Source organism: Actinocorallia libanotica (genome assembly GCF_039525175.1).
Lineage (GTDB): Bacteria > Actinomycetota > Actinomycetes > Streptosporangiales > Streptosporangiaceae > Actinocorallia > Actinocorallia libanotica.
Window position 1 is genome coordinate 155,085 of the sequence record NZ_BAAAHH010000003.1, and the last position, 12,528, is coordinate 167,612.

Sequence of the window (12,528 nt, forward strand, 5' to 3'; positions counted from 1 at the left end):
CCCGCAGCCGCGCCCGCGTCAAGATGGTGGGGCAGACATCGAGGTGGACAGGGGGAGCCGTGCCGAGGATCGCAGCCGCGAGGCCGCCTGCCGAGCCCAGCTCGCCCGAGCAGCACGACCGCAGGCAGCGCATCCTCCGCACGGCGGTGCGCATCGGCTCGGAGAAGCCGCTGGAGCGCGTGCAGATGCACGAGGTCGCCAAGGCCTCCGGGGTGGCCATCGGCACCCTGTACCGCTACTTCCCCTCCAAGATCCACCTGTTCGCCGCCGTGATGGCCGCGCAGGTCGACCGCTTCCGCGACGAGATCCGCCCGCCCGCGCTCGCCGCCGTCCCCGAGGACGTGGTGGCCGACCTCCTGGTGGCCGCGAGCCGGGAGCTGCTGCGCCGGCCGGTGCTGGCGACGTCGATGCTCCAGTCGGCCAACACCGCCAACGTGGCGACGGTGGCGGACGCCCTCAAGATAGACCGCATGTTCAGCGCGATAGTGCTGGAGTCCCTGGGCATCGAGGTGCCCAGCGTGCAGGACGTGACCCTGGTCCGGCTGATGATGCAGTGCTGGTACGGGGTGCTGCAGTCCAGCCTGAACGGGCGCATGTCCATGTCCGACGTGGAGAACGACATCCGGATGGCCTGCCGGCTGCTGCTGGCCCCCCGTTCCAACGCGCCGAAGCCGCAGTGACCGCCGCGTTCCGTTGACCGGGACGGCGGGAGGAGACCGGGGTCACACCGGGTACTTTCCGGGCATGAAGCGTTTTGACGGTGTGAAAGTGCTGCTCACCGGGGCGGCGTCGGGGATCGGCAGGGCCACCGCGGTCCGCCTCGCCGCCGAGGGGGCGACGATCTTCGCGGTGGACCTGTCGGCCGAGGGGCTCGCCGGGACGGTCGAGGCCGCGGACGCGCCGGGCGCCCTCACGACCCGGGTCGTGGACGTCACCGACGAGCCCGCGGTGGTCGCCGCGGTGGCCGAGGCCGCCGAGGCGATGGGCGGCATCGACGTCCTGGTCAACGTGGCGGGCGCGCACCGCACCACGCCGATCGACACGCTGAGCGTCGCGGACCTGACCTTCCTGTTCTCCGTCAACCTGGTGGGCACCGCCCTGTTCTGCCGGGAGGCCCAGCGGCACCTGCCCGACGGCTCGGGCGTGATCGTCAACGTCTCCTCGCTGTCGGCGACCCAGGGCAACCCGTACATGAGCGCCTACTCGGCGTCCAAGGGCGCGGTGCTGTCGTTCTCGCTGAGCCTGGCCGCCGAGCTGAGCGGGCGCGGGATCCGGGTGGTGCCGGTCTCGCCGGGCACCACGGACACCCCGCTGACCCGGCGCCCGGACATGCTGCCCCCGGGACTGGACCACAGGTACTTCAGCAAGGTGCGGGCGCCCCTGGGCGCGGCGGTCCCGGAGCAGATCGCCTCGGTGATCGCCTTCGCCGCCTCCAGCGACGCCTCCTATCTGACCGGCCTCGACCTGCGGGTCGACGGCGGTTCCCACATGTGAGTAAGGACCAAGGAACATGACACGCACCATCGCGGTGAGCGGATCGGCGTCGGGCATCGGCAAGGCGCTGACGGAACTGCTGCGCGCCCGGGGCGACGAGGTGATCGGCATCGATCTCGTCGAGGCCGAGGTCGTCGCGGACCTGAGCACCGAGGAGGGCCGCGCCGGCGCGGTGGAGGGGGTGCTGGAGCGTTCGGGCGGCACCCTGGACGGGGTGGTGGCCTGCGCCGGGCTGTCCGGGCCGCTGACGCTGGCGGTGAAGGTCAACTACTTCGGCGCGGTCGCCCTGCTGGAGGGCCTGCGGCCGGCGCTGGCGCGGGCCGAGCGGCCCCGGGCGGCGGCGGTCGGCTCGATCTCCGGCACCCAGCCGGTGGACGAGATCGTGCTGCGCTCCTGCCTGAACGGCGACGAGCGGGCCGCGGTCGAGGCGGCCGACGAGGCGGTGGACAAGGGGCGGGGCCGCACGCTCTACCCCTCGTCCAAGGCGGCGCTGGCCCAGTGGCTGCGCCGGTCCGCGGTCTCGCCCGCCTGGGCGGGGGAGGGCATCGCGCTGAACGCGATCGCGCCGGGCGTGGTCCTCACCCCGATGAGCGCGCCGCTCTTCGCCGACGAGCGGATGCGCAAGGTGATGGACGAGGCGGTCCCGATGCCGCTGAACGGCTACGCCGACGCCGTGGTGATCGCCGAGGCGCTGGCCTGGCTGGTCTCCCCGGCCAACTCGCACATGGCCGGGCAGGTCATCTACGTGGACGGCGGCGCGGAGGCCGTGCTGCGCGGCTCCGAGGTCTTCTGACGCGGTGACGGACGAGGCCGCCCCCTCCCGCGCGTGCGGGACGGGGCGGCCTCGGCGGTACGCGCGGGGGTCAGCCGCCGAACTTGGTGGTGCCGGTGGTGTCCAGGGAGGCCACGCTGTAGGCGGCGTAGGTCTGGTACGGGTCGCGGCCCTCGAAGTACGGGGTGATCTGGGAGCTGATCTCCTCGACGGAGAAGACGCCCTCGGCGGCGGTGAACTTCTGCTCCACCACGGGGGCGGCCATCAGCGCGACCATGTCGCCGTAGACGATGAAGACCTGGCCGCTGATGCCCTCGGCGGAGGGGGAGGCCAGGTAGCCCACGAACGTGCCGACCCGCTCGGGCGCCATGGAGTCGAGGCCGCCGGGCGCGGTGCCCTCGGCGAAGGACTCGGCGGTCATCGCGGTGCGGGCGCGCGGGCAGATCGCGTTGGCCTTCACGCCGTAGCGGGCCAGGCCCTGGTGGGTGGAGAGGGTGAGGGCGACGATGCCGGCCTTGGCGGCGGAGTAGTTGGGCTGGCCGGCGCTGCCGAACAGGAACGCCTCGGAGGCGGTGTTGATGACCCGGCCGTAGACGGGGCCGCCGGCGGCCTTGCTGGCGCTGCGCCAGTACACGGCGGCGGCGCGGGAGACGGCGGCGTGGCCCTTGAGGTGGACCTTGATGACGTCGTCCCAGTCGGACTCGTTCAGGTTGAAGAGCATCTTGTCGCGCAGGACGCCCGCGTTGTTGACCACGATGTCCAGCGAGCCGAAGGAGTCGACGGCGGCGGAGACGAGCTGCTCGCCCAGCGACCAGTCGCTGACGTCGCCGGTGACCGCGATGGCCTGGCCGCCGGCCGTCTTGATCTCGGCGACGACGCCCTCGGCCGCCGGCCCCATGTCGTTGACGACGACGTTCGCGCCCTGCGCGGCCAGGGCCAGGGCCTCGGCCCGGCCGAGCCCGGCGCCCGCGCCGGTGACGACGGCGGTGCGGCCCGCCAGGGAGAGGTCTGCGTTCATCGGTTGCTCCCGCTCAGGTTCGAAAGATGGCTACCAGACACTAGTACGAATTCTAGTTCTCCGAATGCGGCCGTCCCGTTCAGTGGGTCGATCGGCTGAGTTGTCCAGGGAAGACTCACTGAGTGGGACCCCCCTTGTCGGCCAACGAAACGAATTCTAGATTCCTGGCATGACGACGCTCAATCTCGCGAGTCTCCAGGAGGCGGTCGCCGCCGCCGTCCCCCAGCGTACGGCCGTGGTGTGCGGCGGGCGCAGGCTGACGTTCCAGGCCCTGGACGAGCGGGCGAGTGCTCTGGGGCACGGGCTGCTCGCCGCCGGGATCGAGCCGGGCGACCACGTGGGGCTCCACATGGTCAACAGCGCGGAGTACGTGGAGGCGCTCCTGGCCTGCCTGAAGATCAGGGTGGTGCCGGTCAACATCAACTACCGGTACACCGACCGGGAGCTGGAGTACCTCTACACCAACGCGGACCTCACGGGCCTCGTCGTCGACGAGGAGTTCGCCGCGGCCGCCGCCCGCGTGGCGGACCGGTGCCCGAAGCTCCGCGCGGCCGTCGTGGTGGGCGCGGGCGAGACTCCGGACGAGAAGCCGTCCTGGCCGTCCCACGTGCGCCCCTCCGGATACGAGGAGACCCTCGAAGGGCAGCCGGTGACCCCGCCCCTGGCGGACGAGCGCAGCTCCGACGACCGCTACATCGTCTACACGGGCGGCACTACCGGCCTGCCCAAGGGCGTCGTCTGGCGGCACGAGGACTTCTACATGGCCGCCCTGAAGGGCGGCAACCACTACGGCCCGCCGTACCTCACCGCGGAGGAGCTGGCCGCCGCCGCGGCCGCGAGCCCCGAGGGCTTCACCTACATGCTCACCGCCCCGCTGATGCACGGAGCGGCCTCCTACAACCTCTTCACCTCGCTGCTCGGCGGTGCGAAGATCGTCATCATGCGCCGCTTCGAACCCCTGGAGGCGCTGCGGCTCATCGACGAGGAGAAGGTCGGCATCATCATGGTCGTCGGCGACGCCATGGCGCGGCCGCTGGCCGACACCCTCCGCGCGCACCGCTCGGAGTTCGACCTCTCCTCGCTGTTCGTGCTGGGCTCGGGCGGGGCGATCCTCTCCCGCAGCATCCAGGAGGAGTTCAAGGAGCTGCTGCGGCCGGACCTCTTCATCAACAACGGCTTCGGCGCGTCGGAGTCCGGTGTCGACGGCACCATCCAGATCGGCGCCGACGGCCTCATGCGGCTGGCGCCCAACCCCCGCGTCAGCGTCGTGGACACCGGCCTCAAGCCGATTCCGCCCGGCTCCGAGGAGACCGGCACCATCGCCCGCAGCGGCCACGTCCCCCTGGGGTACTACAACGACCCGGAGAAGACCGCCCGCACGTTCCCCGTCATCGACGGCGTGCGCTGGTCGATCCTCGGCGACATGGCCCGGGTGGAGGAGGACGGCACCATCGTGGTGCTCGGCCGGGGCTCCGGCTGCATCAACACCGGCGGCGAGAAGGTCTTCCCCGAAGAGGTCGAGCAGGCGCTCAAGGCCCACCCCGCGGTGATGGACGTGCTCGTGGCCGGTGTGCCCGACCGCCGCTTCGGCGAGCGCGTCGCCGCCGTCGTCGAGCTGCGCCCGGGCGCCCCCGTCCCCGGCGTCGAGGAGCTGCGCGACCACTGCCGCGCCCACCTGGCGGGCTACAAGATCCCGACACTGATCACGTTCAGTGAGTCCATCATGCGCTCTCCCAGCGGCAAGGCCGACTACCGGTGGGCCAAGAAGTACCTGACCAGCCAGAACGACGAGAAGGAGACCCCCCGTGCCTGAGGCAGTGATCGTCGATGCCGTCCGTACCCCGGTCGGCAAGCGCAACGGCGCCCTGAGCGGGCTGCACCCGGCCGAGCTGCTCGGCCTGACCCAGAAGGGGCTGCTGGCCAAGGCCGGGGTCGACCCGGCGCTGGTCGGGCAGGCCGTCGGCGGCTGCGTCACCCAGGCCTCGGAGCAGGCCAACAACATCACCCGCAACGCGTGGCTGGTCGCCGGGCTGCCCTACCAGACCGCCTGCACCAGCGTCGACTGCGCGTGCGGCTCGGGCCAGCAGGCGGTGCACATCATCGCCGGCCTGATCGCCTCCGGCGCCATCGACGTCGGCATCGGCTGCGGCGTGGAGGCCATGAGCCGGGTCTTCCTCGGCGCGGCCCTCGTCCCCGGGGGCGGCATGCCGGTCCCCGAGGGCTTCGCCCTCGACATGCCCGACCAGTTCACCGCCGCCGAGCGCATCGCCAAGGACAAGGGCATCACCCGCGAGGCCGCCGACGCGCTCGGCCTGGCCTCCCAGCAGAAGGCCGCCCGCGCCTGGGCCGAGGACCGCTTCGCCGGCCAGATCCTGCCGGTCGAGGCGCCGGTGATGGGCCCGGAGGGGCCGACCGGCGAGACCGCGACGGTCACCCGCGACCAGGGCCTGCGCGAGACGAGCATGGAGAAGCTGGCCGGGCTGAACCCGGTCTACCCCGGCGGCATCCACACCGCCGGCAACTCCTCGCAGATCAGCGACGGCGCCGCCGCGGTGCTGCTGATGAGCGAGGAGAAGGCGGCCGAGCTGGGCCTGCGCCCGCGCGCCCGGATCATCGCCTCCGGCATGGTCGGCTCCGACCCGTACTACCACCTGGACGGCCCCATCGCGGCGACCACCCACGTGCTGAACAAGGCGGGCATGAAGCTGTCCGACATCGATCTGGTCGAGATCAACGAGGCCTTCGCCTCGGTCGTCCTGTCCTGGGCGCAGGCACACGAGCCCGACATGGACAAGGTCAACGTCAACGGCGGCGCGATCGCGCTCGGCCACGCCGTCGGCTCCACCGGCTCGCGCCTGATCACCCAGGCCCTCTACGAGCTGGAGCGCACGGACAGGTCGACGGCCCTGATCACCATGTGCGCGGGCGGGGCACACGCCACCGGCACCATCATCGAACGCATCTGAGAGAGACCATGACGATCGGACTGACCGAGGAGCACCGCGACCTGCGCGACGCGGTGCGCACCTTCGCCTCCCGCGAGGTGACACCGCAGGTGCTGCGCGCCGCGGTGGAGGCCGAGCGCGAGGAGCTTCCCCCCTTCTGGAAGGGCCTGGCCGAGCAGGGGCTGATCGGGCTGCACCTGCCCGAGGAGAACGGCGGCGCGGGCTACGGCCTGGTCGAGCTGGCCGTCGTGCTGGAGGAGCTGGGCCGCGCCCTGACCCCCGGCCCGTTCCTGGCCACCACGCTGGCCGGCGCGGTCCTGCACCGCGCCGGGCACACCGCCCACCTGGAGGGCCTGGCCGAGGGCGGCACCGTCGGCGCGGTCGCGCTGCGCCCCGGCGGCCTGACCCTGACCCGCGACGGCGACCGGACCGTGCTGGACGGCGAGTCCGAGCCGGTGCTCGCCGGGCAGGTCGCCGACCTGTTCGTGCTGCCCGCCCGGGACGGCGAGGAGACCGCCTGGGTCGTGCTGCCGCGCGACGCCGTCGAGGTCACCGCGCTGCCCAGCCACGACGTCACCCGCCGCCTGGCCGCGGTGAAGGCCGACGGCGCGGTCGTGGCCGGCGACGCCGTCCTCACCGGCCTGGCCGCCCAGGACGTGCTGGACCTGGCCGCGGTGCTGTTCTCCGCCGAGGCCTCGGGCCTGGCCGACTGGGCGACCGCCACCTCCGCCGACTACGCCAAGGTCCGCGAGCAGTTCGGCCGCCCCATCGGCCAGTTCCAGGGCGTCAAGCACCGCTGCGCCCGCATGCTGTCCCTGGCCGAGCAGGCCCGCGCCTGCGCCTGGGACGCCGCCCGCGCCCAGGAGGAGGACGCGGCTTCGGCCGAGGCCTCGCTGGCCGCGGCCGTGGCCGGCGCGACCAGCGTCGAGAACGCCTTCAGCACCGCCAAGGACTGCATCCAGACCCTCGGCGGCATCGGCTTCACCTGGGAGCACGACGCGGGCTTCTACCTGCGCCGCGCCCAGAGCCTGCGCCTCCTGCTCGGCTCCACCGCGCAGTGGCGCCGCCGCGTCGCCCGGCTCACCCTGGACGGCGTCCGCCGCGAGCTGAGCGTCGAGCTGCCCGAGGAGGCCGAGCGGATCCGCGCCGAGATCCGCGCCGAGCTGGAGCCCGCCAAGGCGCTGGAGGGCCAGGAGCGCCTGACCTACCTGGCCGAGCGCGGCTACACCTCCCCGCACCTGCCCCGGCCGTGGGGCAAGGGCGCCGACGCGGTCACCCAGCTGGTGATCGCCGAGGAGATGCGCGGGGCCGGGCTGCGCGCCGCCGACATGATCATCGGCAACTGGGTGGTGCCCACCCTCATCGCGCACGGCTCGCCCGAGCACCACGAGCGCTTCCTGCCCGCCTCGCTGCGCGGCGAGCTGCGCTGGTGCCAGCTGTTCAGCGAGCCCGGCGCCGGCTCGGACCTGGCGGCGCTGTCCACCCGGGCCGAGAAGGTCGAGGGCGGCTGGAAGATCACCGGCCAGAAGGTCTGGACGTCCATGGCCGTCGAGGCCGACTGGGGCATCCTGCTGGCCCGCACCGACCCGGCCGCGCCCAAGCACAAGGGCCTGTCGTACTTCCTGCTGGACATGAAGTCGCCCGGGATCGACATCCGGCCGCTGCGCGAGCTGACCGGCGAGGCGCTGTTCAACGAGGTCTTCCTCGACGACGTGTTCATCCCCGACGACCTGCTGGTCGCCGGGACCGGCGACGGCTGGAAGCTGGCCCGCACCACCCTGTCCAACGAGCGCGTCTCGCTGTCGCACGACTCCTCGCTGGGCAGCGGCGGCGAGGCGCTGCTGGGCCTGGTCGCCGCCGAGGGCGGGCAGGCCGACGACGAGCGGCTCACCACGCTCGGGAAGATCCTCTGCGACGCCCAGTCCAGCAGCCTGTTCAGCCTGCGCACCACGCTGCGCTCCCTGTCGGGGGCGCAGCCCGGAGCAGAGGCGAGCATCAGTAAACTGATCGGAGTGGAGCACATCCAGCAGGTGTGGGAGACCGCCATGGACTGGGCGGGCCCCTCGGCCCTGGCCACCACCGGGCGCTCCCTGTCCACCGGGAGCCCGGACGCCACCTGGATGTTCCTGAACTCGCGCTGCATGTCGATCGCCGGCGGCACCACCGACGTGCAGCTCAACGTGATCGGCGAGCGGTTGCTGGGCCTGCCCCGCGACCCCGAGCCGGTGGGGAAGGGCTGACCGGAATGACGATGGAACTCTCCGCTCCCGTGCGGGGAACCGGCGCGGACGCGGCTGCCGCCGCGGCCCGCCGGGTCATCGCGGGTCTCATGCGCGCCGGCGACATCTCCGGCGCGGACATGGACGAGATCGCCGGCCGCCTGAACGCCATCGCCGACGATCTGGACGCCACCGCTCCCGAGCTGCAGGAGCGGATGGTGGACATGTGGCGCGGTGACGGCCGTACCAGGCACGACGCGGTCGCCGGGACGGAGAACCCGCTGGCCCCGCCGCTGGACTACGCACCGGGGCCGGACGGTTCCATCACGGCCGAGGTGGTGCTGGACCTGCCCTACCAGGGCCCGCCCGGCTGCGTCCACGGCGGGATCTCGGCGCTGATCCTGGACCACACCCTGGGCGTCGCCAACGGCTGGGCCGGGGTGTCGGGCATGACGGCGGAGCTGACCCTGCGCTACCGGCACACCACCCCGCTGTTCGAGCCGCTGACCGTCACGGGCCGCCAGGTCTCGGTCGACGGCTCCAAGATCCGCACGGTGGGTTCGATCTCGGCCGGCGGCCGCGAGTGCGTCACGGCCGAGGGCCTGTTCATCGCCAAGCATCCGCCCCGTCCCCGCTGACGGGAACGCTCCAAGGCCCCGCCGTCCTCAGGGACGGCGGGGCCTTGGGCTTTTTGCCGGGAGGCTACCTTTTCGTGCAGATGTGCGGGGAAGGCGCACGGCTAGCATGGTCAGGGGGTCCTGCCATGAGCAGAATGGGGAAACCGGCGCACGAGGCGATCTTCAGTGCGGCCGAGCATCTCTTCGCCGAGCTCGGATACGACCAGACGACCGCGCAGCTGATCGCGGACGCGGCGGGCGCGCCGGTCGAGGCCGTCACCGAGGAGTTCGGCGGGAAGAAGCAGCTCTACCTGGAGGTCATGGAGAACGTACGGACGGAGGGTGAGAAGACCCTCCGGAAGCTGGTCGAGAACTACACGCCGGACGCGTCGGGCGTCCACCACCTGGTCGACAGCACCCTCGACCACTTCCTCCGCCGCCCGCAGGACGCGGGACTGTGGATACAGCGCCGGATGCAGGACGCCGCGGACTTCACGGACGTCGAGAGGAAGGGAGCCGGCCCCCAGCTGACCCGGACGCTGGCGCTGACGGAGGGCGTCTTCCTGCCGCACCTGGACTCCGGGCTCATCCTCCAGGACCTCTTCTGGTCCGTGCACGACTTCGTCCGCAACGGCATCTTCGACGACGCCGGCGTCCCAATGGGCTCCGACGACCCGGAGGCGGTGGACAGGTTCCGCCGCCACCTGCACCAGATGGTCGAGCTCTACACGGGGGAGACGGGGTGATCCCGCCTCCCCCGAGGCGCGCGTCAGCCCGCGGCGGGAGCGGCGGCGAGGCCGACGGACTCCTCGACCGCGCGGCGGATCACCTTGCCGGTGGCGTTGCGGGGCAGCGGCGCGGAGGTGATCTTCCAGCGCGACGGGACCTTGAAGTAGGCCAGGCGCTCGCGGGCGAAGTCCACCAGCTCCTGCTCGGAGGCGGGGGAGTCGGCGAAGACGACCACGGCCATGACCTCCTGGCCCAGGTCCGGGTGGGGGGCGCCCAGGGCGATGCACTCGCGCACGCCGGGGAACTCGGCCAGCGCGTTCTCGATCTCGGCGGGGTAGACGTTCTCCCCGCCGCGGATGATCAGGTCGGAGCGGCGGGTGGTCAGCCGCAGCCGGCCGGCGTCGATCATGCCGATGTCGCCGGTGCGCATCCAGCCGTCGGGGCCGATCGCCTTGGCGGTGGCCTCCTCGTCGGCCCAGTAGCCGGTCATCATGTACGGGCTGAGGACGCAGATCTCGCCCTCCTGGCCGTCGGGCAGCGCGTTGCCGTCGGCGTCGCGGATCTCCAGCCGGACGCCGGTGACGGGGCGGCCCAGCGAACCGGGGGCCTCCTGCAGGTCCATCGGGGTGGCGACGGCGATCGCGGTGCAGGACTCGGTCAGCCCGTAGCTGTCCACCAGCGCGTCGCGGGCCGGCGGGAACGCCTCGCGCAGCTTGGCCTTGAAGGCGGGGGAGGAGGGCGCCGAGGCCAGCGCGAACGCGGTCAGCGAGGAGAGGTCGTAGCTGGAGACGTCACCGTGCTCGACGATGCGGTTCGCCATGGTCGGCACGGCGCCCCAGTTGGTGACCTTCTCCTTCTCGATCAGGCTGAGTACCCGGTCCACGTCGAACGCGCCCTGGTGCATGATGACCGCGCTGCCCGTCGCCAGCCGGGCCACCGCCAGGTTGTGCAGGCCGGCGATGTGGAACAGCGGCAGCGCCAGCAGGTGGCGCTGGTCGGCCGGGTCGATCTTGATGCCCCACTGGGCGGCCAGCTCGACGGACATCGCGTTGTTGAGCCGGTGGTACTCGATCACCGAGACCAGGTTGCGCTGGGAGTGCACGGCGCCCTTGGGCCGGCCGCTCGTCCCGCTGGTGTAGAGGATGATCACCGGGTCGTCGGACTCGGCGGCGTGCACGACCAGTTCGGCGCCCTGGTGGCGGGCGACCGCGGCCGGGACGTCCTCCTCCAGGGTGAGCACCCGCGCCCGGTCCCCGATGAGGGCGGCGCGCTTGGCGTCGGCGATGACCAGCTTGGGGGTGGTGTGCCCGAGCGCGTACTCGATCTCCAGCGGCGCCCACCAGGCGTTGTAGCCGACGGCGATGGCGCCGACCGCGACCGTCGCCCAGAAGGAGACGATCCAGTCCGGGGAGTTGGCGGCGTCGATGGCGATGCGGTCGCCCGGCTGGACGCCGTACTCGGTGCGCAGCGCCTCGGCCAGGGCGGCGACCCGCGCGGCGTGCTCGGTGAAGCTGAGCCGCTCGGTGGCGGTGACGATGTAGTCGCGGTCTCCGTAGGCGAGGGAGGCGGTGAGCACCTCGCCGAGATCGCGTGCGGCGCCGGCGAAGCCGGGGGCTCGCTGTCCCGGGGTCTCCACCAGGGCGAAATCGCCACCGGGACCGGTCAGCCGTCCCATGACCTCGGCCATCATCGTCGCCACGTCACTCATCGGTTACCTCTTCCTCCTCTGCCGCATGACGCACGTCACTTTAACGGCCATCGAAGCTCATTCTGGACAGCTCTGGCAAACATCGCCAAGTTGTCTCGATCAGTGGGATGTCGCTGATGAGAGGGCTCTTCACGCAGCGTTCCGCTGAGTGGGACTGATCCCTCCAGGTGTTGGGGGTCACATCACTATGGCGATCCGTTGTGACCTGGATAACTAGGAGGACCATTGCGAAGCCTATCCGGCCAGGTGGCGATCGTTACGGGCGCGGGCCAGGGCGTCGGCCAGGGGATCGCACTGGCCCTCGCCTCCGAGGGAGTCGAGATAGCGGTCCTGGGCCGCACGGCCGCCAAACTCGAGACGACCTGCGAGCTGCTCCGCGAGCGGGGCGTCCGCGCGGAGCCGTTCACCTGCGATGTCCTCAAGACCGAGACCATCCCCGGTGTCGTCGACCAGGTCGTCGAGACCTTCGGCGGTGTCGACATCCTCGTCAACAACGCTTATTCGGGAACCTATGGGCCGCTGCTGTCGATGGACGACAGGGCCTTCCAGAAGGGCTTCGTGAGCGGCCCCTTCGCCGCCTTCGCCTTCATGAAGGCCTGCCACCCGCACATGAAGGCGCGGGGCGGCGGGAACATCGTCAACCTGGTGTCCTCCTCCATGGTGCGCTGGGACCCGACCACGTACGGCGCGTACGCGGCGGCCAAGCAGGCGCTGCGGTCACTGACCCGCACCGCGGCCGCGGAATGGGGGCCCGACGGCATCCGCGCGAACTCCATCGCACCGCACGCCCTGTCACCCGGGCTGAAGCAGTGGACCGAGGCCTTCCCCGAGGAGGCCGAGGAGTTCCGCAAGACGATTCCCCTGGGCTACATCGGTGAATGCGAACAGGACATCGGCCGCGCGGTGGTCGCGCTCGTGGGGCCGGACATGCGCTACCTCACCGGTGCGACCCTCCCCCTCGACGGAGGCCAGGCCTTCTTCGGCTGAACCCTCCGCCACCCTCACCCCCACCTTTTCGAAGGAGCA

At 71.8% G+C, this 12,528-nt stretch carries 11 protein-coding genes; 9 read left to right on the top strand and 2 right to left on the bottom strand.

Annotated features, from left to right (window positions below; genetic code table 11):
* Window positions 1-59: 59 nt before the first annotated feature.
* The 3 genes from ABD140_RS05955 (at window position 60) to ABD140_RS05965 (ending at window position 2,287) form a co-directional block, all read left to right on the top strand.
* Complete coding sequence (locus ABD140_RS05955; protein ID WP_344237568.1) at window positions 60-680, top strand: TetR/AcrR family transcriptional regulator; 621 nt, start codon at window positions 60-62, stop codon at window positions 678-680.
* Between the two features lie 64 nt (window positions 681-744).
* Complete coding sequence (locus tag ABD140_RS05960; RefSeq protein ID WP_344237570.1) at window positions 745-1,494, top strand: SDR family NAD(P)-dependent oxidoreductase; 750 nt, start codon at window positions 745-747, stop codon at window positions 1,492-1,494.
* A 16-nt stretch (window positions 1,495-1,510) separates the two neighbouring features.
* Entirely contained in the window at window positions 1,511-2,287 is a 777-nt protein-coding gene (locus tag ABD140_RS05965) for an SDR family oxidoreductase (RefSeq protein WP_344237572.1), read from the top strand.
* Window positions 2,288-2,357: 70 nt separating this feature from the next.
* Here ABD140_RS05965 and ABD140_RS05970 read toward each other — a convergent pair whose 3' ends face one another.
* A complete protein-coding gene (locus ABD140_RS05970; RefSeq protein ID WP_344237574.1) occupies window positions 2,358-3,284 on the bottom strand; it encodes a 3-oxoacyl-ACP reductase in 927 nt (308 codons plus the stop codon).
* 169 nt (window positions 3,285-3,453) lie between these two features.
* Here ABD140_RS05970 and ABD140_RS05975 point away from each other — a divergent pair, with 169 nt between their 5' ends.
* The 5 genes from ABD140_RS05975 (at window position 3,454) to ABD140_RS05995 (ending at window position 9,811) form a co-directional block, all read left to right on the top strand.
* Window positions 3,454-5,097 carry an acyl-CoA synthetase gene (locus tag ABD140_RS05975; protein WP_344237576.1) on the top strand — a complete coding sequence of 548 codons (1,644 nt, stop codon included), beginning with the start codon at window positions 3,454-3,456 and terminating at the stop codon, window positions 5,095-5,097.
* On the top strand, window positions 5,090-6,250 hold the full coding sequence (locus ABD140_RS05980) for a steroid 3-ketoacyl-CoA thiolase (protein WP_344237579.1): 1,161 nt from the start codon (window positions 5,090-5,092) through the stop codon (window positions 6,248-6,250). Before ABD140_RS05975 ends, ABD140_RS05980 begins: the two co-directional genes overlap by 8 nt.
* Window positions 6,251-6,258: 8 nt before the next feature.
* Window positions 6,259-8,469, top strand: a complete 2,211-nt coding sequence (locus ABD140_RS05985) for an acyl-CoA dehydrogenase family protein (protein ID WP_344237581.1) — start codon at window positions 6,259-6,261, stop codon at window positions 8,467-8,469.
* Between the two features lie 5 nt (window positions 8,470-8,474).
* On the top strand, window positions 8,475-9,086 hold the full coding sequence (locus ABD140_RS05990; RefSeq protein WP_344237583.1) for a PaaI family thioesterase: 612 nt from the start codon (window positions 8,475-8,477) through the stop codon (window positions 9,084-9,086).
* A 125-nt stretch (window positions 9,087-9,211) separates the two neighbouring features.
* Window positions 9,212-9,811: a TetR/AcrR family transcriptional regulator gene (locus ABD140_RS05995; RefSeq protein ID WP_344237585.1), complete on the top strand. Its 600-nt coding sequence runs from the start codon at window positions 9,212-9,214 to the stop codon at window positions 9,809-9,811.
* Window positions 9,812-9,834: 23 nt separating this feature from the next.
* Here the strand turns inward: ABD140_RS05995 and casG are convergent, their stop codons facing one another.
* Window positions 9,835-11,502 carry a steroid-24-oyl-CoA synthetase gene (gene casG / locus ABD140_RS06000; RefSeq protein WP_344237587.1) on the bottom strand — a complete coding sequence of 556 codons (1,668 nt, stop codon included), beginning with the start codon at window positions 11,500-11,502 and terminating at the stop codon, window positions 9,835-9,837.
* Between the two features lie 246 nt (window positions 11,503-11,748).
* On the opposite strand from casG, the gene ABD140_RS06005 reads away from it, so the two are divergent.
* Window positions 11,749-12,489, top strand: coding sequence for an SDR family NAD(P)-dependent oxidoreductase (locus ABD140_RS06005; protein WP_344237589.1), 741 nt, complete (start codon window positions 11,749-11,751; stop codon window positions 12,487-12,489).
* Window positions 12,490-12,528: the final 39 nt, after the last annotated feature.